Source organism: Paraburkholderia sp. BL6665CI2N2 (genome assembly GCF_004366535.1).
In the GTDB taxonomy this organism is placed as follows: domain Bacteria; phylum Pseudomonadota; class Gammaproteobacteria; order Burkholderiales; family Burkholderiaceae; genus Paraburkholderia.
The window spans coordinates 6,769,410-6,788,559 of the sequence record NZ_SORC01000001.1; the positions used below are offsets into that span (position 1 = coordinate 6,769,410).

Genomic DNA, 19,150 nt, shown 5'->3' on the forward strand with positions numbered 1-19,150 from the left:
ACGTGTCTCCAACGCTAACGATTTACCGCGCATACGCGTTTTGCCATGCCTGATTTCCGCTTTCCGGACCGACCTTCAGATCGCCGCGCCGAAGCCGCGTCCTCCTTGCTGGGCTTGAACGCCTGGTTCGTCGGGGAGGGTCTCTGATGGACTTCAGCTTCGATCTGAAGCGCACCGCCAATGCATCGGCATGGCGGGTGCTGCCCAATCGCTGGGACTTCGTCGCCTTCCCGCTGATCATCTGTCTGATCGCCATGGCGGCGATCGGCTTTCACGAGACCTTGGCGCCCATGTCGACGCTCAAGACTCAAGCCATCTCGCTCGATCCTGCGAACCTGCCTGAATATGCGATGCGCACCACGCTGCGCATGCTCGCGGCCATGGTCGCCTCGCTGATCTTTACGCTGGTGTATGGCACGCTGGCCGCCAAAAGCCGCCGCGCCGGCCTCGTGCTGGTGCCGATTCTCGACATCCTGCAGTCGGTGCCGGTGCTGGGCTACATTTCGTTTACGGTCACCTTCTTCCTGGCGCTGTTTCCAGGCCGGGTGCTCGGTGCCGAACTCGCGGCGATCTTCGCGATCTTCACGAGCCAGGCGTGGAACATGACGTTCAGTTTCTATCAGTCGCTGCGCACGGTGCCGCGCGATCTGGACGAAGTCTCGCGCGGTTTTCACCTGACTTCATGGCAGCGCTTCTGGAAGCTGGAAGTCCCGTTCTCGATGCCGGGCCTCATCTGGAACATGATGATGTCGATGTCGGGCGGCTGGTTCTTCGTGGTCGCCTCGGAGGCGATCACGGTCGGCAACAGAACGATCATCCTGCCGGGCATCGGCGCCTATCTCGCGCAAGCGATCTCGGATAAGAACCTGCACGCGATCGGCTGGGTGATCCTTGCCATGACGGTCGTGATTCTCGCCTACGACCAGTTGCTGTTCCGCCCGCTCGTCGCGTGGGCCGACAAGTTCCGCATGGAAAACACCAGTTCGGGCGACGCGCCGGAATCGTGGCTGCTCGATCTGATCCGCCGCACCCGCCTGATCCACCGCTTGCTGGTGCCGCTCGGCTGGATGTTCGCCAAGGCCGCGCGCGTGCCGTTCCGGCTGCCGGCGTTCCAGGGGCCGCGCTTCCAGATTCCGCAGATGCAGAAGAGTTCGCGCGTCGGCGATATTGTGTGGGCGGCGCTGGTGCTGCTCACGACCGTCTACGTGGTGTATCGCGTCGTGATCTATGTGCGCACCGGCGTGTCGCTGGACGAAGTCTGGCACGTGTTCGTGCTCGGGCTGATCACGCTGCTGCGGGTGGTGGTGCTGATCGCGATCGCCTCCGTGATCTGGGTGCCGGTGGGTGTGCTGATCGGCTTGCGCCCGGCGCTTGCCGAGAAGATCCAGCCGCTCGCGCAGTTCCTCGCCGCGTTCCCGGCCAATCTGCTGTTCCCGGTGTTCGTGATCGCGATCGTGCGCTTCCATCTGAACCCGGACATCTGGTTGTCGCCGCTGATCGTGCTCGGCACGCAGTGGTATATCCTGTTCAACGTGATTGCCGGCGCGACCTCGTATCCGAACGACTATCGCGAAGCGGCCAAGAACTTCCACATTCGCGGCTGGCAATGGTGGCGCCAGGCGATTCTGCCGGGCATTTTCCCATACTACGTCACGGGCGCGATCACTGCGTCGGGCGGCGCGTGGAATGCGAGCATCGTTGCGGAATTCGTGCAGTGGGGCGACACCAAGGTGGCCGCGCACGGACTCGGCGCCTATATCGCGCAGTCCACCGCCGCGGGCGATTATCCGAAGATCATCGTGGGTATCGCCGTGATGTCCCTGTTCGTGACGCTGTTCAACCGCCTGCTGTGGCGTCCGATGTACGCCTACGCCGAAGCCAAGCTCCGGCTCGATTGAAGAAATAAAGGCAAAACGCGATGCAAAATCCTAAAGCTGCTATGACCGCCGCGCCGATCCAGATTCCGCCGAAGCCGCCGCGCCTCGGCGAAGAGATCCTGCGCGTCAAGGACGTGTGCCGCGGGTTCAACAAGTCGCAGGGCGAACTGCTCGTCCTCGACGACGCAAACCTGTCGCTGCGCGAAGGCGAGATCGTGGGATTGCTGGGCCGTTCGGGCTCGGGCAAGTCGACACTGTTGCGCATCATCGCCGGTCTGATCGAGCCGACCGACGGCGAAGTCACCTATATGGGCAAGCCGCTCGACGGCCCCGCCAAGGGTGTCGCGATGGTGTTCCAGACGTTCGCGCTGTTCCCCTGGCTGACCGTGCTGCAAAACGTGGAAGCAGGTCTCGAAGCGCAAGGCGTCGGCGCGAGCGAACGGCGTACGCGCGCGCTGGCGGCGATCGACCTGATCGGTCTGGACGGTTTCGAAAACGCCTATCCGCGCGAGCTGTCGGGCGGCATGCGCCAGCGCGTCGGTTTTGCGCGCGCACTGGTGGTCGATCCCACGCTGCTGTTGATGGACGAGCCGTTTTCCGCGCTCGACGTGCTGACCGCCGAAACCCTGCGTACCGACCTGCTCGATCTGTGGACGCAAGGCCGCATGCCGATCAAGGCCGTGCTGATCGTCACGCACAACATCGAGGAAGCGGTGTTCATGTGCGACCGCATTCTGGTGTTGTCGTCGAATCCGGGCCGCGTGATCGCCGAGATCAAGGTGCCGTTCAAGCATCCGCGCAACCGCCTCGATCCGGCGTTCCGCAAGCTGGTGGACGACATCTACGCGAAGATGACCGCGCGTCAGACCGACGAAAAGACCCGGAAGGGGCTCGAGCTGCACAGCTGGCTGCCGCACGTGTCGACTAACCTGATGGCCGGTCTGATCGAAACACTGGCCGCCGCGCCGTACCACGGCCGTGCGGACATGCCGGAAATCGCGCGCTCGCTGCACCTCGAGGTCGACGATCTGTTCCCGGTCGCTGAAGTGCTGCAGCATCTCGGTTTCGCGGATATCCGCGAAGGCGACATTTTCCTGACGCCGCCCGCGCGCGTGTTCTCCGAGTTCGGCACTCAGGAACGCAAGATGATGTTCGCCGAACATCTGCTGCGTCACGTGCCGCTCGCCGCTCGAATCAAGACGGTGCTCAACGAACGGCCGGGGCATCGCGCGCCGCGCGTGCGCTTCGAGCAGGAGCTGGAGGATTTTCTGTCGGACAGCGCCGCGGAGGAGACGCTCGACGCGGTCATCAACTGGGGCCGTTATGGCGAGATCTTCTCGTACAACGACCAGACCGAAATCTTCAGTCTGGAAGACGTGGAGTCTTGAGCGCCTCCGCGTTGCGCGTTTGAGTCGATCAAGACGCGTGAGGCCGGTTCGAAGCAAAAACGGCAGGGGCGACCCTGCCGTTTTTTCATTGCCGTGCGGTTATTGCAGACTGCCCCAGCGCGTGACGGCCGGTTCCGCGGACGCCCACTTCCAGCCCTTTTCCTGCTGACACGCGCTCGCCGTATACCAGTCCTCATGCGCGCTCGGTCCGTCGCCGTCCTGTACCGAGAAGACGAATTCCTTGCAGAGCGCGAGGGCCGAGCCGAACGCGCGCGTCACGCGCACCTGGCCGTGGCCATTCTCGATCGGCAACGTGTGCTTGACCGCCCACGGCCGTGTCTCGCCGACCGGCATGGCACCCGCCAACGCGGCGATCATGTTCTGCTGATCGGTGTGCATGACGCGCATGTAGTGGCCGACAGCCTCGTCGGTCGCAGCCTGCACGGCAATGCCGACACCGATGGCAATGGCCGGATTGGATGTCACCAGCCCGGACGCGACGCCCGCCGCCGCGCCGCTCGCCGCGCCGACCGACGAGCAGCCGCTCGTCAGCACACTTGCGCCGACGCACAGCGCGCCGGCCAGCACCAGCCGCAGCCGGCTGCCGGACCAGGCGGCGAGGCGAGGGCGGCGCGCCGTGAAGGCAGCCGTATGCGAACGCGCCGTCATTGCAACGCGCCCCAACGTTCGGTAGCGGGTTCGGCCGACGCCCATTTCCAGTTGTCGCCGTCGCGGCAAATCGATGCCACGTAAAACGCGCTGCTTGCCGGCACGTTCTTGGTGGCGGTCTGATCGACTGAGAAGACGATTTCCTTGCAGTCGAGCGCGCCCGCGCTGATTGTGCGGCTGACAGTAACGCGGCCGTGCTCGTCGTCTTCGATCGGCATGGAATGGGTCACACTCCACGGGGCGATTGCGCCGACGTCGAGCGGCCCGGCGATTTTTGCGATGCCGTCCTGCGTATTCTTGTGAACCACGCGCTCCGAGTACTGGACGCCCGCACGCGCCGCGGCCACTGCGCCAAGACCGATGCCGGTCGCGACGGCCGCGTTGCTGGTGACTTTCGCCGCGAGCGCGGCGCCTGCGATACCGGCGCCGGCGGTCGCGCCTTCTGAATAGAGCGAGCTACAGCCGCTCAGCGCCGACGAGATCACCACGGCTAGAGCGACGAGCGCCGTTGCATTGGGACGTCCGCGCCCGGCTGTTCTTTTTGCCCATTCGGCCCACACCATACTTTTTTGCATTTCCCTGTCTCTGCTCCTGCAAGTGCCTTTCATTCGCGCTCGACAACCGTTACGCGAACGAGCAACACGCGTTCCCCACCTAGCAATGCGTGTGCCGCATTTTGCAGGATGCTATTTGTAATTGGCAGAGGGAAAATGCAAGCAATTGCAAAAGATGGTGCGAGACAAAAGGGTTTCTGTTTGGGCAGAACCCATTTTGATTGGCGGTGCGAACGGATTTGGTTTGCTTTTCAAGACGCACGAAGCACGCTTGCTTGCAGCGGTTGGCCAGCCGCTGAAGCTCGCGCGCACTCGATCACTCCGGCACGCGAGGCACGCACTCACGCCGCTTCACTCCATGAGTGCCGCGGCATAAGTTTATTGGTCGGGGTCTTCTTCGGCGCTTTCGTCGCCGTAAGCGCTCAAGCGGTTGTACAAGGTTTTCAGACTCACGCCGAGCGCTTTGGCCGCGCGCCGTTTGTCGCCGCCGCAATATTTGAGCGTGCCGAGAATGATCTGCTTTTGCGCGTCGGCGAGCGGTGTGCCGATCCATACGCTCATCGCGTCGCCCTGCGTCGTCGGCTTTTTCACGCGCGACGCGAGATGCGGATGCGGCAACTCCACGATCTTTTCCGCAAGAATGAATGCGCGATAGACCGCGTTCTTCAACTCGCGCACGTTGCCCGGCCATGACCAGGTGCGCAGCGTTTCGATCGAGCGCTTGCTGAAACTTTTGCTCGTGCCTTCCTGCTGATTCAGCAGCGCGAGGAAGTGTTGCGCGAGCAGTTCGCGGTCGTTCTCGCGCTCGCGCAGCGGCGGCGCGCGCAGCGGAAAAACCGCGAGCCGGTACATGAGGTCTTCACGCAGACCGTTTTCCTTGACGGCCACCGCGGGGTCGCGATTGGTCGCGGCGATCACGCGCACGTTGCCGCTGATCAGGTCGTTGCCGCCGACCCGATAGAAGGTGCCGGTTTCCAGCGCGCGCAGCAGCTTGACCTGGCGCACCGGCGCCATCTCGGTAATTTCGTCGAGGAACAGCGTGCCGCCGTTCGCGTGTTCGAAGTAGCCGACGCGGCCCTGGACCGCGCCTGTGAAGCTGCCTTTCTCGTGGCCGAACAGTTCGGCTTCGATGAGTTCGTCGGGAATCGCGCCGCAATTCACCGCGACGAACGGTGCATCCCTGCGGTTGCTTTGATCGTGAATCGTGCGGGCGATCAGCTCCTTGCCGGTGCCCGATTCGCCGATGATCAGCGCGGTCGCGTCAGTGCCCGCGACGCGCTCGATCTGCTGGTATAGATCCAGCATCACCGGCGACGAGCCATACAGCAAGCCGTACGATTTGAGTCCCACGATGCCGTCCGCGACGCGCTGCTTCGCCATTGCCGAAGCATTGCCTCCGCCGGTGACGGTGGGCGAGGCGAGGTCGATTGACGCCATAAACGGGGGTCCTGTGCAAATGAATGTGTTGTTACGGCGCGCAGGCCTGGAACGAGATTTACCAGCGAGGCCGCTATCTCTCAAACGTTGATTTAACCACTTTGGCACCGTTTTCGGCAAACGATCTGAGGGTTGGAAAACTACGTGGCGCCAGATCGGTCGAAAGTGCGCGGCTCGGGGTTTGCTTGCTACGAACAAGGCGAACTTACCGGGCACGGCGTTTGCGAGACCGATCCGACACGCGTGTGCTTTTTCATGCGATCGCATGGCATATGTTGCGCGACGGCGGCGATCGGCATTCGCCAATTTGCAGCGTTATGCGCACTCGCCGGAACGCACACGCAACGCCGAACTCAGACCAGGAGTGAATGATGACTGACACCACGCAACAGCTTGCACTCGGCGGCCAGAAGATTGTCGAGGATCTGCGAGTGCTGCTGAAGGACTCGGAAGAAATGCTGCGTCTTGCCGCCAATGTACCGGGCGAAGGCGTCGGCGCATTGCGCGACAAACTCGGTACGCACGTCGAAACCCTGCAATCGGCGCTTGGCGACGCGCAGCAGAACGCGCAGCGGCGTTATCGAGCCGCCACCATCAATACCGAACGCTACGTGCGGCACAACCCGTGGCGTTCGATCGGCATTGCCGCGGGCGTCGGCTTTGTGCTCGGCGTGCTCACTGCGCGCTAAGGCGCTTCACAGTTTTAATCCGCTTCATGACGACAAGGAGTTCACGATGGCACGACCCAAGATCGGCATCTTCGGCGCACTGATGGCGCTCGGCGGCTTTCTGGCAGTGCGCTACGTGCAGCAGCGCAACCGCGCCGCGCAAATCCCGGTGGCGCGCGAGTTGAACCGTTGGGAAAACGAGGGCGGTACGGTCGCGGCGCCGACGGCCAATCAGGCGACTACGGCGGGTAGCGCAAGCCCGAGCGCGCACGGCGCCAACGGCTCGGCTTACCCGAACGGCAATGGCGGCCCCTGGCCGTTCCCGCGTAGTTGAGCCACTTGTCCGCACTGCATCGCCGGCTCGCCGCAGGGACTGGCGGCGCCCGGTATGCATTGCTAACTTGTCTCTGTAAAGCCTTATAATAGGTAAATAAACAACAATGACGGTTTGGGCGGGTGGGTTTGCCCTCATATTGTTGCAAGATTGAATCAAGTCGTTCGGCTTGGCGTGTTGGGTTGGAGTTGGTGGGTGCTCACATTAGCGCCCGCGGCAACGGCTAGGCGACAGGTCGGCGGCACGCATTTCAACATGCGCCTTTGCATGTTTTCCCACACCCACGCTTGCAGGCTTTCGAGACGCGATGCCACATGTACTGATTGTCGATGACGATGCCGGTACCCGCGAGGCACTTTCCGCCATCATCGGGGAAGACGGCCTGACCACCGCCACCGCGGGCGATTTGCGCGAAGCGCGCATTCAACTGGTCCGGCAGATGCCGGACGTCGTTTTTACGGACCTGAAGCTGCCGGACGGCAGCGGGGTCGACCTGTTCGAAGATCTGGATCCGCGCTCCGGCGTGGAAGTGATCGTGATTACCGGCCATGCCACGGTGGAGTCGGCCGTCAACGCGCTAAAGATGGGCGCGACCGATTATCTGGTCAAGCCGATCAACATGCAGCGCGTCAAGGCGATTCTCTCGCGCTTGCCGCGCGCCGGCGACCTGAAGGCGGAAATCGGCACGTTGCGCGGCGAACTGCGCCGCATGGGCCGCTTCGGGCTGATGCTCGGCAATTCGCCGGCCATGCAGGAGGTCTACGACCAGATCGGCCGCGTCGCGCCGACGGCGGCCTCGGTCATGCTGGTGGGCGAGTCGGGCACCGGCAAGGAAGTCGCCGCGCAGACGCTGCACCAGCTCAGCTTGCGTCGCAAGCACGCGTTCCTCGCTGTGAATTGCGGCGCGATTTCGCCGAACCTGATCGAATCGGAAATGTTCGGCCACGAGCGCGGCTCGTTCACCGGCGCGGATCGTCAGCACAAGGGCTATTTCGAGCGGGCGAACGGCGGCACGCTGTTCCTCGACGAAATCACCGAGATGCCGATCGAGTTGCAGGTGAAGCTGTTGCGCGTGCTCGAAACCGGCATGTTCATGCGGGTCGGTACGACCAAGGAAATCGAAACGGACGTGCGCCTGATTGCGGCGACCAACCGCGATCCCGAGCAGGCCGTGCTGGAAGGCAAGCTGCGGCTCGACTTGTACCACCGGTTAAACGTGTTTCCGATCAGCCTGCCGCCGTTGCGCGAGCGGGGCAAGGATGTGGAACTGCTGGCCCAGGCTTTCCTTGACGAACTCAACGAACGCCACAGCACGAAGAAGCATTTCCCCGCCGCCGTGAAGGACATGCTGATGTCCTATCCGTGGCCGGGCAATGTGCGCGAATTGAAGAACTACGTGCAGCGCGCGCACATCATGTCCGGTACGGATTCGGACAGCACGGCGACGGTGCCGCTGCAGATCACGCTGTCGAAGCCCGCGGCCGGTACGGCGATCACGATTCCATTCGGCACGTCGCTCGCCGAAGCGGATCGTCAACTGATCCTGGCCACGCTCGAGCAGTGCGGCGGCGTGAAGACGCGGGCCGCTGAGATTCTCGGCATCAGCTTGAAGACGCTGTATAACCGCCTCGTCGAATACGGCAACGACGCGCGTGAAGACGGCGACGCCGCCGACGAGTCGCGCGCATTGGGCGGCGCGGACGCTTAACGCCGCCAGCGCCGCTGACACATCCGGCGCAACCAGCCGGTGCAACCAGCCGGGGGGCGCATCCGTGACGGCACAAGCCTTGCTGCGAGCCAGTGGAACGCAAACGAGGATAAATAATATGCCGGACTACGCTGCCGCCCCCGCGCTTCCCCTGCCGATTCACGCTCATCGGCCCGAGCCGATCGAGCCGCCGTCGCCGCCTCCGATTGCGCCGCCGAGTCCCGGCGAACCCGACACCATTCCGGTTCCAGGTCCCAGTCCCGATCCCAGTCCGCAACCGATCGAACCGATCGAGCCTGTCGCTCCGCCGATCGGCGATCCGCCGCCGCAGCCGACCCAAACGCCACAAGCCGGTCAGCGTCAGCCGTCGCAAACACTGCGTATGCAACTCTGACACGTTCTTCGGTTGCGCCGCAGTATGGCGCGCCGAATTTATGTATTTGTTACAAAGCCGGCGCATCTTTTACCGGCAATTTACCGTGGCGACCCCTAGACTGTATTGGTGCCGCCAATCTGGCGGCGGGCTTCCTGCGGAGGCGTGGATCATGAGACATCCAGCATTGCGACGTTCAGCACGCCATTCGAAGCGCGACTCCCGGCCGGCCGACAGCAAGGAAAGTCCGCCGGAATTGCACGATCCGGCAGGGCAGAACCGCGTCGCGCCCGATGCGCCGCCGGACGGCGAGCACAACCAGGGCGGCGTGCGTCAGGAAGGGCTGGAGTACCAGCGCGACCTCGGCTCGGAGCAGGATGCCTGAGCCGATTTGACGGTCGGTAAAAGGCCGTCTGGTTTCGTCATATAAAGCAGAAAAAATTTCTTCGCGGCCGAGTGGAGTCGCGTGTTTTTGCTCGTCGGTCACATTTGCATACATTTTTATTTCTGCGATTGTTAAAAACGGCACGCGATTTGCATGCACCTTTTCGACACATATCCGTATGCAACGAAACAACTGAACTAGGTGGAGCACCAATGAGCAGACTGATCGTGGTATCGAATCGTGTCGCGCCGACTCAGGAAGGCCGTCCCGCAGCGGGCGGTCTCGCTATCGGCGTGCTGGACGCGCTGAAGGAGAGCGGCGGGGTCTGGTTCGGCTGGAGCGGCGAAACGGTGAGTGAGCCCAGCGCTCCGGTGATAGAAAAACAAGGCAATGTGACGTACGCGACGGTGGGCCTGACCAAGCGCGACTACGACCAGTATTACCGCGGTTTTTCCAACGCGACGCTGTGGCCGACGTTCCACTATCGCAATGACCTGTCGCGCTACGACCGGCAGGAATACGCGGGCTATCAACGCGTCAACGCGACGCTGGCCAAGCAGCTCAAGGCGCTGCTCAAGCCCGACGACATCATCTGGGTTCACGACTATCATCTGCTGCCGTTCGCGCGCTGCCTGCGCGAACTCGGCGTGAAGAATCCGATCGGCTTCTTCCTGCATATTCCGTTTCCGGTGCCGGAAGTGCTGCGCACGATTCCGCCGCACGAAGAACTGGTCAAGGCCATGTGCAGCTACGACGTGATCGGCTTCCAGACCGATGCGGATCGCCAGTCGTTCGTCGACTTTATCGAGCGCGGCCAGCACGGCACCTCGAGCGAAGACGGCATGGTGCACGCGTACAACCGCTTCCTGAAGGTGGGTGCGTATCCGATCGGGATCTACCCGGATGCGATCGCGAAGGCCGCCGAGCAGTTCACCGACCGTAAGCCAGTGCGCAGCCTGCGCGATGGCATGCGCGGACGCAAGCTGATCATGAGCGTCGACCGCCTCGATTATTCGAAGGGTCTGGTGGAGCGCTTCCAGGCGTTCGAGCGGTTGCTGCTGAACGCACCGGGTTGGCACGGTCGCGTGTCGCTCGTGCAGATCGCGCCGCCGACGCGCGCCGACGTCACGACCTACCAGCGGATTCGTCAGACGCTCGAGGGCGAAGCGGGCCGCATCAACGGTCGCTTCGCGCAACTCGACTGGACGCCAATCCAGTACCTGAATCGCAAATACGAGCGCAATCTCTTGATGGCGCTCTTCCGTCAATCCCAGGTCGGCTATGTGACGCCGCTGCGCGACGGTATGAATCTCGTCGCAAAGGAGTACGTGGCGTCACAGGATCCGGCTGACCCGGGCGTGCTCGTGCTGTCGCAGTTTGCCGGCGCGGCCGAGCAGCTGCCTGGCGCACTGGTCGTCAATCCGTTCGATCTGTCGCAGATGGCCGAGGCGCTGGAACGCGCGCTCTCGATGCCGCTCGCCGAGCGTCAGGCACGGCATGCCGACATGATGGCGCCAATGCGCGAGAACAATCTGTCGGTGTGGCGCGATACCTTCCTCGCGGATTTGCGCAACGTCGCGACGGCATCGTCGGTGGCGGCCAAAGCGGTAAAGCGCGCTGACGTGACCGCGTCGTCGTTGCCGGAGTAACGGTCGCGCGGCTAGCGTTAGAGCCGCGCGTGCTGGTCACGTCATCTGATTGGCGGTGTGAAAGTAGAAGCGCAGGGCGTGGCTCGCACAACGTGAGCCACGCCCTTTTCGCATTCGTGCGGCTGAACAAAATCCCTTGCGCTGAACTCAGTTAGGCCGGCTGCGCATTGGCCCGGTGCATGACGCGCATCGTGCTGATCACCGCGGCGACCGCCGAAAAACACGCGGCCACGTAGAGCGCGATGGTCGGTCCATGTTGTGGCGCAATGCCGAAAATCAGCGCGACCAGCGCCGCGCCGAGCGTCTGGCCGGTCAGGCGCGCGGTGCCGAGCATGCCGCTCGCGCCGCCGCTGCGCTCGCGCGGCGCGGCGGACAGCATGGTGCGATTGTTCGGCGACTGGAAGATGCCGAAGCCGGCGCCGCACAAGGCCATGCGCCAGGCGATTTGCATGGCGTCCGGATGCGCGCCGAGTGTGGCGAGCAGCAGCAACCCGGCGGTCATCGCGGCAAGTCCGACGCCGCCCAGCCATCCCGACGACACCTTGTCCGACAGTACGCCCGCAATCGGCGCCGCGATGATGATCACGGCAGGCCACGGCGTCATGAGCAGACCGGTTTCCACCTGCGACAAACCCAGCGAGTCCTGCAGCATGAACGGCAGCGACACGAAGGCGAGCATCTGCGCGCAGAACGAACAGACCGACGTGCCGATCGAGAGCGCGAAGATGGGAATCCTGAGCAAATCGATCGGCAGCAAGGGCGCGGGCTGCGTCAACTGACGACGCACGAAGAAATAGCCAATCACCAGCGCGCCGAGCGCTTCCAGCGCGACGTAGCGGAATCCTTCGCCGTGGCCGAGTCCGTCGACGGCGAAGATCAGCAGGCCGAAGACGAACGCGTTCATCACCGCGCTCAAATAGTCGTAGGGCGATTCGTGGCCGGGGTTCATCGGCAGCGCCTTGAAGCCGCCGACGATCGCCGCGATGCCGATCGGCACGTTGATGGCGAACAGCCACGGCCATGAGGCGACCGCGAGTACGCCGGAAGCCACGGTCGGTCCCACCGCCGATGAAACCGCGACCACCATCGCGTTGATGGAGACGCCGCGTCCGAGCTGCGCGGGCGGATAGATCATGCGCACCAGCGCCGTATTCACGCTCATGATGCCGGCCGCGCCGAAGCCTTGAATCACGCGAGCGAGCGCGAGAGTCGGCAGCGAAGTCGACAACGCGCAACCGAACGACGCCACCGTGAACAGGATCAGCCCGGCCAGATAAATGCGCCGGTAGCCGATGCGGTCGCCGAGCGAGGCGAGCGGCAACAGCGAGATGGTGATCGCGAGCTGATAGGCGTTGACGACCCAGATCGAGCCGGCCGCGCTGGCGTGCAGGTTGCGCGCGATAGTCGGCAGCGCCACGTTGGCAATCGCGCTGTCGAGCACCGCGAGTGTGAGGGAGAGCGCGATAACCAGCATCGCCCAGTAGCGCTGCGGAATCGGCAAACCTTGTTCGGTGTCTTTGCGCAGCGATGTGTCGGGGGCGAGGGTGTCGGCCGCTTCGGCGGCGATGGTGCCGTCGGTGCTGTCCTTGCGCGGTGGTTGTGCGTGCATCGATTGTTCGAGTTGTAGTGGGGCGGTTCGCCGCTCGCGCGCGCCGCGTGCCGCTTTCAAGGAGCCGGCCGGCGCAGCCTGAGCGCGCCGGCCGGCGCGTCTTCCGCGTTATTTGAGTTCGTACAGGCCGGTGTGAGTGGTCGAGTCGAGTTCGTTCAGATGCGTCATGAAGCGCGCCACCGCGTTGGTGGTATCCGCGTTGATCGGCAGATTCGGCACCCGCAGCGCATGCAGACGGAAGATGTAGCGATGCGCCTTGTCGCCCCGCGGCGGCGCGGCGCCGCCGAAGCCGACCGTGCCGTAGTCGTTGCGCACCTGCAGCGCGCCTTGTGGCAGCAGCGAGCCGTCCGCCTTGCCGGCGTTGCGCGGCAGCGAACGGGCGTCACCCGGAATATTCACCACGACCCAGTGCCAGAACCCGCTGCCGGTGGGCGCGTCGGGATCGTGAACGGTGAGCGCGAAGCTTTGCGTGTCGGGGGGCGGCGCCTCCCAATGCAACGCGGGCGAGATGTTCTCGCCGTCCACGCCGAAGGCCTTGTCGTGATATTCGTGGGCTTTCGGCATGAAGCCGTTGGTGGGAAATTCGTCGGACCAGAGACGGAAATCTGCCATGGTGTGCCTCCCTTCTTGAGTGGTTCTGGGATGGTCGGGGCGTGCGGTTTTGCGGCCGGTTTGCAGGGCAGGGCGCCGTGCGGAAGTACCCCGAGTTAGCCAATCGAGTGTATCACCAGCGGCTGAAGATTCGTGCGGCCGGGCGGACTACAAGCGGCTTTCAGCCGCGTTCCTCGAAGCTCGGCGCGTCGCTCTTCAGCCACTCGACGAGCCGCTGCAAGACACCTTCGATATCACGATTGGCGCCACGCAAAGCGCATTCCCATACCACCGCGACGCGCCAGCCGCTGGCGAGCAGCGCCGCGCAAACCTTGTCGTCGTTGCTGCGATTGCGGCCGATCTTGTCGCGCCAGAATTCCGGCCGCGTTTGCGGCCATTTGAAAAGATGACAGTCGTGGCCGTGCCAGAAACAGCCGTGCACCAACACCACGGCGCGGTAGCGCGGTAAGACGATGTCCGGGCGTCCGGGCAGATCGCGCGCATCCAGCCGGAAGCGAAAGCCCTGTCGATGCAGCAGGCTGCGGATCAGAATTTCCGGTTTGGTGTTGCGGCCGCGAATGCCGGACATCATCCGGCTGCGGGTCGCGCTATCGACGATGTCGACCATCTCTTCTAGCGCTTGAAAAGCGGCTCGGCGCGCCGGCTATTCACACCGACTGACCGTTCACGCGTAGAGCGAGAGCGTTTGCTTCGAAGCATGGCGAGTGTCCTCGGCGAGCAGGGTTTGCACGTGCGGCAGCATGATGCGCGCCACTTCGCGCATTACCGGCATCACGACGCTGTTGCCGAACTGCCGGTAGGCTTGCGTATCGCTCACCGGGATTCTGAAGGTATCGGGAAAGCCCATCAGCCGCGCGCATTCACGCGGCGTGAGACGGCGCGGGCGCAGCGACTCGCCCTGATAGACCAGGATCTCGGAGCCGTCCTTGTGATAACGCGCCGACAGCGTGCGCGTCACGCTGGTCGGATAAGCCATGCCGAAGCCGAAACCGTTGCCCGCCGCGCGATGTTTCTCCGCGTAGTTCTGCAGGTAAGTCCAGAGATTCGGCGTGAGTGTGTACTTGGGTTGCACGCGTCGGCCGGCGTGGTCGAAGAAACGGTCGTGATCCCACGGCAGCACCGGCTCGCTGCCATCCGTGCGATGCAGAATCGAGCCGAGACGCGGGCCTTCTTCCGGCAGGCGCAGGTCGTCCCACGAAAACGAAGTGTTACCGCGAAAGCCGACGATGATGATCCGTTCCCGATGCTGCGGCGTGAAATGCTGGCCGTCGACCACGCGATAGTGCACTTCGTAGCCGAGTTCGTCGCGCAAGGTTCGCAGGATCACGTCGAAGGTGCGGCCCTTGTCGTGCGAGAGCAGGTTCTTCACGTTCTCCAACAGGAACGCGGCGGGTCGTTTGGCGGCGATGATCCGCGCGACGTCGAAAAAGAGCGTGCCCTGGGTCGTGCATTCGAAGCCGTGCGGCCGGCCCAGCGCATTCTTCTTGCTCACACCCGCGATCGAAAACGGCTGGCACGGGAAGCCGCCGAGCAACACGTCGTGGCTCGGCACGTCTTCAGCCGGAAACGAGACGATGTCGCCGATCAGCGCATGCTCGGCGCCGCCGGGATAATTCTCGCGGTAGGTCCTGGTCGAAAAGTCGTTCCACTCGCTCGTAAAGACGCAGTCGCCGCCATGCGCCTCGAAGCCCATGCGAATCCCGCCGATGCCGGCGAACAGATCGATAAAGCGGAACTGAGCGTCGCCGCCCACGCTGCCGCGGGTTCGCACGCGGTTTCGCAGCAGATCGCGCAAGGCCGGTTCAAGCATCGCCGGGCACTGCGTTTCGCCTTTTTCCCAGCGACGTACCGTCTTGATGTCCTTGCCGACATGCGCGGCGATTTCGCGTTGAGTGAAGCGGGCGCGCGCTTGCTTGAGCAGTGCGAGCGGTGCGGCGACGGTCACGGGTATCCTTGCTGGGAATTTTTGCGGACATTATGACCTAAGGTCGTCCCATTTCCCTATTTTTTGCGTAGCTTGGGCAGAAAATTTCGCACGTTTGAAACACTGCACAGGCGAGTCCACGGCTAAATGCGGCTGTCACAGTTGCGCGTGTACGCTTATAACGTGACGCGAATTCCCCGCGTTGCGACGTGTTGAGGCCGCGGCATGGTTCGCGGCCTTTTTTTATCGCGAGCAAATGGAATGCCGCCGGCCCGGAATAAACCGGAGTTCAGGCTCTCAGCCGGTCAGACCCGATGGCTGGCGCTGACCGGGTAGGGCGGCGGGAACAACGCGGCGGAGGCCGGCGCCAGTGCGTCCCAGGCCAGTTGAGGTTCGGCTTCGTACTGATCGAGCTGGAGCAGGAGGCTGTCGACCGTGCACAGTTGCGCGTGGGAAAGATTGCCGGCGTCAAGCAATTGGTACAGACGCTTGCGCCAATACCCGGCGGGCAGGATCGGGCCGCCCAGATCGCCGTGTAAAGACGGCCGCATCACCCGCGCAATATGGGTAATGTCGCGATCGATCAAAGCGGCTTGGGATGATCCCGAAACGGTGATGGCTGTGCGATCCATGGCGCCTCCTTGGCAGCTTTACGGCACGCCGCAGCGGGACTTTAGGCCTGTTTGAAAATATTTTCTTGCGATACGTTCTGAAGAAACCCAACCACGCGCGGGCACGGGCACACCCGTTGCTCACTACGGATACTGGCGTAATGTCGCGCCGGCATTCCAAATAGTGGAGCCGAACATGAACAAAGACCAGGTGAAGGGTGTGGCCGAGCAGGTTAAGGGCAAGGTCAACGAAGCAGTCGGCAAGGCCACGGACAACCCGGGCAAGGAAATCAAGGGCGATCTGCAACAAGGCGCGGGCAAGGTGCAAAAGGCCTATGGCGACGCGAAGGAAGACGCCAAGGACAATGCCAAGCGCAACGCGCCGTAATTTGGTTTGCGACGGGGGTCGACGGAAAGGGCGCTGCGGCGCCTTTTCCTTTTGCCGGTCCTTTCACGTCGCACACCGGACTTTTTCGGCCGATGGCGGATTTCGCCTGGGAGTAACCCGGGGTTGGGGTCGGGAGCATTCCGCATGCGGTGCGCCGCCTTTAGACTTGGCGCATCCAAATACGGAGACGGCGCCCATGACACCCGAAAAAGTTCTTTCGATGTTCGAACGGCAATACCTCGAGGGCAAAACGCCCGTCGACCTGGAACAGACCTGTGCGAGCTTCGCCAGTTGGCTCGCGGCCGCCTGGGATCTGCTCGACGGCGAGCAGAAGACGCTGTTGCTGAGCGTCGGCGCGTCCTTGTGGCGCGAAGGTTATAACTCGCGCGCCGGCACCGCGACCAAGGATCTGTGGTGAATGCCGGTTAGCGCGCACGTTTTGCGTTCGCGAGTCGCCGGTAACGTCGGCTGTAAAACCTTGAGTGCCGATATACGCGTTGGGCCGCGCCCGCACGCGTTGCGCCGAGTCGGTTTATATTTGGCGATCCTGGGTTGGGATCTTCGCCACCGGTCGTCCGGCCGGCAGCGGACGCCCGATTCTCTTTTCAGTCGCCGCATTCGCACAAGGGTTACACCGTCAGATGACCGACCTATCCGCTTTTCCGATCACGACGAAATGGCCTGCCGAGCATCCGGACCGGATTCAGCTTTACTCGCTGCCCACGCCCAACGGCGTGAAGGTGTCGATCATGCTCGAAGAAACGGGCTTGCCGTACGAGCCGCATCTCGTGCGCTTCGATACCAACGATCAGATGACGCGGGAGTTTCTGTCGCTCAGTCCGAACAACAAGATTCCGGCGATCATCGATCCGAATGGACCTGACGGCAAGCCGTTGCCGCTGTTCGAATCCGGCGCGATCCTGCTTTATCTCGCGGACAAGAGCGGCCAGTTGATTCCACAGAATGCCGCCGGCCGCTATGAGGCGATCCAGTGGGTGATGTTCCAGATGGGCGGCATCGGGCCGATGTTCGGCCAGGTGGGTTTCTTCCACAAGTTTGCCGGCAAGGAGTACGAAGACAAGCGTCCGCGCGACCGCTATATCGGCGAAGCGAAGCGCTTGCTCGGCGTGTTGGACCGGCAACTCGAAGGATGTGACTGGATTCTGGGCGATGCGTACTCGATCGCCGATATCGCGACGTTTCCTTGGGTACGCAATCTGATCGGCTTCTATGAAGCAGGCGATCTCGTCGGCATTCAGGACTTTTCGAACGTGACGCGCGTGTTGGCCGCGTTCGTCGCGCGTCCGGCCGTGGCGAAGGGACTGGATATTCCTAAGCGTCCGTCGTAATCGATTCATGCGGCCGGCTGCGAGTTTCGTCGGCCGGCCGCCATTAGGCTAAATCCGCCACGAGTTCTTTTGCGTGGATCTTGCGTTGCCTCTCTTGTCTTCTGTCGTTCGCGTGGCGGCGCGTCGACTGCGTCATCATTGTTCGCGAAGTCCTCAACCATGTGATCGACGAACGCCCGCACTTTGTTTGCGGCGGAGATAACAGTTCTCTTCGAATCGGCAATAGAAAGTCTGAGCGTAATTTGCACTGATCGCCCGGCGCTCGTTGCCATCCTCAGTGACCTTACGTAGAGCAGGTAGCTTTTACGACTATTGCCCAGCGAGAACGAAAACATTTCCGCGCAGTGGAGAAGCGAGATGATTTGTTGAACTTCTCGTAGCCGAATCCTTACCAACCGTTTCAGAGCTTATCGGCTATCAATACCCGCGCGGCGAGCTATCCGCCCCGCCTTCTCCAAACAGGCATGAGTCACATGCAACACACCCGGATTGCCGGCCTCGACGGCTTGCGCGCGCTTTCCGTCATCGCCGTATTTCTTGCGCATACGGGTCTCGCAGGCGTCGTGGGCGGCGGGTATGTCGGCGTCGACGTATTCTTCGTATTGAGCGGTTACCTGATTACGAGCCGACTGATCGCGGAGCATCACCGTAACGGCCGCATCGATTTGCCGAGATTCTACTGGCGGCGCGCTCGCCGGCTTTACCCGGCCTTGTTACTGATGCTTGCCGGGGTAACGCTTTATTGTCTGGTGTTTCCCGGTTCCTTGAAAGTGGGGTTCGAAGTCCTGCCCGCTTTCTTCTATGTGATGAACTGGGTCCGCGCGTTCGGCATTTACGACGCGCATCTCACGGGGCATACGTGGACGCTCGCGATCGAAGAGCAGTTTTACCTCGTCTGGCCGCTCATCCTGTTGGGCTTGTTGAAATTCTGGCCACGCCGGCTCGTGCTCGCAGTCGCACTCCTTGCGGTTGCAGTGATCGCGTGGCGCTCGTTTCTGATGTCGCAACACCTTTCGATGGCGCGCGTTTACTGTGGCTTCGATACGCATTCCGACGGGCTGCTGATGGGGGCTTTGCTGGCGGTGATGCCGCGCCAATGGACGGCTCGGGCCGGCAAGTTCTGGCCCCTTGCCGTAGCCATTCTGTTGATCGTGACGTTGAGCGAAAACGCACTCGAATTTACGTTGCTGGCGTGGGGTTACCCACTTACGCCGTTAGCCGCGGCGCTCATTATTGCGAAGGTCGTCACGGCGCAGCAGTCCGCGTTGGTGCGCTCGCTCGACATCGCTCCGCTGGCCGGGCTCGGGCGAGTTTCGTACGGGTTTTACCTGTGGCACTACGTTGTCCTGCAGTCGATGCTTTACGGTGGGCATGAGAGGATGGGCGCATTTTTCGGTCGTTTCTCTCACCCGAATATCGCCATGGTGACAATCACTTTTGTCATATCAATGGCGCTCACGTTGGTCTCCTGGTTTGCCGTCGAAAAACCGGCGATGCGATTGCGGTTTCCGTGGCGGCGAAACGCGGCGATGGCCTGAACGCGGCGATGGCCTGAGTCGGCGCCGCGGCGAGAAACGGAGTCAGCCGCGAGTTGATTGCTTCAGCGGCGGTGTAC

The 19,150-nt window shown here is 62.6% G+C and carries 20 protein-coding genes; 12 read left to right on the plus strand and 8 right to left on the minus strand.

Annotated features, from left to right (window positions below; translation table 11 throughout):
• Positions 1 to 146 precede the first annotated feature (146 nt).
• Together B0G81_RS30350 and B0G81_RS30355 are read left to right on the plus strand one after the other, a co-directional pair.
• Positions 147 to 1,898, plus strand: coding sequence for an ABC transporter permease subunit (locus tag B0G81_RS30350; protein ID WP_134140447.1), 1,752 nt, complete (start codon positions 147 to 149; stop codon positions 1,896 to 1,898).
• Positions 1,899 to 1,918: 20 nt separating this feature from the next.
• Positions 1,919 to 3,265, plus strand: coding sequence for a nitrate/sulfonate/bicarbonate ABC transporter ATP-binding protein (locus B0G81_RS30355; RefSeq protein WP_106280048.1), 1,347 nt, complete (start codon positions 1,919 to 1,921; stop codon positions 3,263 to 3,265).
• A gap of 99 nt (positions 3,266 to 3,364) precedes the next feature.
• Here the strand turns inward: B0G81_RS30355 and B0G81_RS30360 are convergent, their stop codons facing one another.
• The 3 genes from B0G81_RS30360 to B0G81_RS30370 all read right to left on the minus strand — a co-directional run bounded on the left by B0G81_RS30360 (position 3,365) and on the right by B0G81_RS30370 (position 5,925).
• The gene (locus tag B0G81_RS30360; protein ID WP_243856647.1) at positions 3,365 to 3,934 is read right to left on the minus strand and encodes a hypothetical protein; all 570 of its coding nucleotides are present in this window, start codon (positions 3,932 to 3,934) and stop codon (positions 3,365 to 3,367) included.
• Positions 3,931 to 4,509, minus strand: coding sequence for a hypothetical protein (locus B0G81_RS30365; RefSeq protein ID WP_106280051.1), 579 nt, complete (start codon positions 4,507 to 4,509; stop codon positions 3,931 to 3,933). The genes B0G81_RS30360 and B0G81_RS30365 overlap by 4 nt, the downstream gene beginning before the upstream one ends.
• A gap of 357 nt (positions 4,510 to 4,866) precedes the next feature.
• Positions 4,867 to 5,925, minus strand: coding sequence for a sigma-54 dependent transcriptional regulator (locus B0G81_RS30370; RefSeq protein ID WP_116119290.1), 1,059 nt, complete (start codon positions 5,923 to 5,925; stop codon positions 4,867 to 4,869).
• A 371-nt stretch (positions 5,926 to 6,296) separates the two neighbouring features.
• Between B0G81_RS30370 and B0G81_RS30375 the strand changes: the two genes are divergently transcribed.
• The 6 genes from B0G81_RS30375 (at position 6,297) to otsA (ending at position 11,042) form a co-directional block, all read left to right on the plus strand.
• Positions 6,297 to 6,614 carry a DUF883 family protein gene (locus tag B0G81_RS30375; RefSeq protein WP_106280054.1) on the plus strand — a complete coding sequence of 106 codons (318 nt, stop codon included), beginning with the start codon at positions 6,297 to 6,299 and terminating at the stop codon, positions 6,612 to 6,614.
• A gap of 46 nt (positions 6,615 to 6,660) precedes the next feature.
• On the plus strand, positions 6,661 to 6,927 hold the full coding sequence (locus tag B0G81_RS30380; RefSeq protein WP_134140449.1) for a hypothetical protein: 267 nt from the start codon (positions 6,661 to 6,663) through the stop codon (positions 6,925 to 6,927).
• 307 nt (positions 6,928 to 7,234) lie between these two features.
• Positions 7,235 to 8,635: a sigma-54 dependent transcriptional regulator gene (locus tag B0G81_RS30385; protein WP_106280057.1), complete on the plus strand. Its 1,401-nt coding sequence runs from the start codon at positions 7,235 to 7,237 to the stop codon at positions 8,633 to 8,635.
• 118 nt (positions 8,636 to 8,753) lie between these two features.
• The gene (locus B0G81_RS30390) at positions 8,754 to 9,029 is read left to right on the plus strand and encodes a hypothetical protein (protein WP_134140451.1); all 276 of its coding nucleotides are present in this window, start codon (positions 8,754 to 8,756) and stop codon (positions 9,027 to 9,029) included.
• Between the two features lie 151 nt (positions 9,030 to 9,180).
• Complete coding sequence (locus tag B0G81_RS30395; protein ID WP_134140453.1) at positions 9,181 to 9,393, plus strand: hypothetical protein; 213 nt, start codon at positions 9,181 to 9,183, stop codon at positions 9,391 to 9,393.
• 212 nt (positions 9,394 to 9,605) lie between these two features.
• Positions 9,606 to 11,042, plus strand: a complete 1,437-nt coding sequence (otsA, locus tag B0G81_RS30400; protein ID WP_116119294.1) for an alpha,alpha-trehalose-phosphate synthase (UDP-forming) — start codon at positions 9,606 to 9,608, stop codon at positions 11,040 to 11,042.
• Between the two features lie 151 nt (positions 11,043 to 11,193).
• On the opposite strand, the gene B0G81_RS30405 is transcribed toward otsA, so the two are convergent.
• The 5 genes from B0G81_RS30405 to B0G81_RS30425 form a co-directional block, all read right to left on the minus strand.
• Positions 11,194 to 12,651, minus strand: a complete 1,458-nt coding sequence (locus tag B0G81_RS30405; RefSeq protein ID WP_134140455.1) for an MFS transporter — start codon at positions 12,649 to 12,651, stop codon at positions 11,194 to 11,196.
• A gap of 108 nt (positions 12,652 to 12,759) precedes the next feature.
• Positions 12,760 to 13,263 (minus strand): YbhB/YbcL family Raf kinase inhibitor-like protein, encoded by a 504-nt coding sequence (locus B0G81_RS30410; protein ID WP_116142542.1) that lies wholly within the window; start codon positions 13,261 to 13,263, stop codon positions 12,760 to 12,762.
• A gap of 160 nt (positions 13,264 to 13,423) precedes the next feature.
• On the minus strand, positions 13,424 to 13,870 hold the full coding sequence (vsr, locus tag B0G81_RS30415) for a DNA mismatch endonuclease Vsr (protein ID WP_116119296.1): 447 nt from the start codon (positions 13,868 to 13,870) through the stop codon (positions 13,424 to 13,426).
• Positions 13,871 to 13,927: 57 nt separating this feature from the next.
• The gene (gene dcm, locus B0G81_RS30420; protein WP_134140457.1) at positions 13,928 to 15,208 is read right to left on the minus strand and encodes a DNA (cytosine-5-)-methyltransferase; all 1,281 of its coding nucleotides are present in this window, start codon (positions 15,206 to 15,208) and stop codon (positions 13,928 to 13,930) included.
• A gap of 284 nt (positions 15,209 to 15,492) precedes the next feature.
• A complete protein-coding gene (locus B0G81_RS30425; RefSeq protein WP_116119298.1) occupies positions 15,493 to 15,819 on the minus strand; it encodes a hypothetical protein in 327 nt (108 codons plus the stop codon).
• A gap of 175 nt (positions 15,820 to 15,994) precedes the next feature.
• On the opposite strand from B0G81_RS30425, the gene B0G81_RS30430 reads away from it, so the two are divergent.
• From B0G81_RS30430 to B0G81_RS30445, 4 genes are all read left to right on the plus strand, one after another.
• Positions 15,995 to 16,186: a CsbD family protein gene (locus B0G81_RS30430; protein WP_012432185.1), complete on the plus strand. Its 192-nt coding sequence runs from the start codon at positions 15,995 to 15,997 to the stop codon at positions 16,184 to 16,186.
• Between the two features lie 196 nt (positions 16,187 to 16,382).
• Positions 16,383 to 16,604 (plus strand): hypothetical protein, encoded by a 222-nt coding sequence (locus tag B0G81_RS30435; RefSeq protein ID WP_106280071.1) that lies wholly within the window; start codon positions 16,383 to 16,385, stop codon positions 16,602 to 16,604.
• 223 nt (positions 16,605 to 16,827) lie between these two features.
• Positions 16,828 to 17,535 carry a glutathione S-transferase N-terminal domain-containing protein gene (locus tag B0G81_RS30440; protein WP_134140459.1) on the plus strand — a complete coding sequence of 236 codons (708 nt, stop codon included), beginning with the start codon at positions 16,828 to 16,830 and terminating at the stop codon, positions 17,533 to 17,535.
• Between the two features lie 473 nt (positions 17,536 to 18,008).
• The gene (locus tag B0G81_RS30445) at positions 18,009 to 19,073 is read left to right on the plus strand and encodes an acyltransferase (RefSeq protein WP_166679081.1); all 1,065 of its coding nucleotides are present in this window, start codon (positions 18,009 to 18,011) and stop codon (positions 19,071 to 19,073) included.
• The last annotated feature ends 77 nt before the right edge of the window (positions 19,074 to 19,150 follow it).

Bases quoted from the DNA above. Each gene is read 5' to 3' on its own strand.
- B0G81_RS30350 (WP_134140447.1), top strand. From the start codon at position 147: ATGGACTTCAGCTTCGATCTGAAGCGCACCGCCAATGCATCGGCATGG.
- B0G81_RS30355 (WP_106280048.1), top strand. From the start codon at position 1,919: ATGCAAAATCCTAAAGCTGCTATGACCGCCGCGCCGATCCAGATTCCG.
- B0G81_RS30360 (WP_243856647.1), bottom strand. From the start codon at position 3,934: ATGACGGCGCGTTCGCATACGGCTGCCTTCACGGCGCGCCGCCCTCGC.
- B0G81_RS30365 (WP_106280051.1), bottom strand. From the start codon at position 4,509: ATGCAAAAAAGTATGGTGTGGGCCGAATGGGCAAAAAGAACAGCCGGG.
- B0G81_RS30370 (WP_116119290.1), bottom strand. From the start codon at position 5,925: ATGGCGTCAATCGACCTCGCCTCGCCCACCGTCACCGGCGGAGGCAAT.
- B0G81_RS30375 (WP_106280054.1), top strand. From the start codon at position 6,297: ATGACTGACACCACGCAACAGCTTGCACTCGGCGGCCAGAAGATTGTC.
- B0G81_RS30380 (WP_134140449.1), top strand. From the start codon at position 6,661: ATGGCACGACCCAAGATCGGCATCTTCGGCGCACTGATGGCGCTCGGC.
- B0G81_RS30385 (WP_106280057.1), top strand. From the start codon at position 7,235: ATGCCACATGTACTGATTGTCGATGACGATGCCGGTACCCGCGAGGCA.
- B0G81_RS30390 (WP_134140451.1), top strand. From the start codon at position 8,754: ATGCCGGACTACGCTGCCGCCCCCGCGCTTCCCCTGCCGATTCACGCT.
- B0G81_RS30395 (WP_134140453.1), top strand. From the start codon at position 9,181: ATGAGACATCCAGCATTGCGACGTTCAGCACGCCATTCGAAGCGCGAC.
- otsA (WP_116119294.1), top strand. From the start codon at position 9,606: ATGAGCAGACTGATCGTGGTATCGAATCGTGTCGCGCCGACTCAGGAA.
- B0G81_RS30405 (WP_134140455.1), bottom strand. From the start codon at position 12,651: ATGCACGCACAACCACCGCGCAAGGACAGCACCGACGGCACCATCGCC.
- B0G81_RS30410 (WP_116142542.1), bottom strand. From the start codon at position 13,263: ATGGCAGATTTCCGTCTCTGGTCCGACGAATTTCCCACCAACGGCTTC.
- vsr (WP_116119296.1), bottom strand. From the start codon at position 13,870: ATGGTCGACATCGTCGATAGCGCGACCCGCAGCCGGATGATGTCCGGC.
- B0G81_RS30425 (WP_116119298.1), bottom strand. From the start codon at position 15,819: ATGGATCGCACAGCCATCACCGTTTCGGGATCATCCCAAGCCGCTTTG.
- B0G81_RS30430 (WP_012432185.1), top strand. From the start codon at position 15,995: ATGAACAAAGACCAGGTGAAGGGTGTGGCCGAGCAGGTTAAGGGCAAG.
- B0G81_RS30435 (WP_106280071.1), top strand. From the start codon at position 16,383: ATGACACCCGAAAAAGTTCTTTCGATGTTCGAACGGCAATACCTCGAG.
- B0G81_RS30440 (WP_134140459.1), top strand. From the start codon at position 16,828: ATGACCGACCTATCCGCTTTTCCGATCACGACGAAATGGCCTGCCGAG.
- B0G81_RS30445 (WP_166679081.1), top strand. From the start codon at position 18,009: ATGCAACACACCCGGATTGCCGGCCTCGACGGCTTGCGCGCGCTTTCC.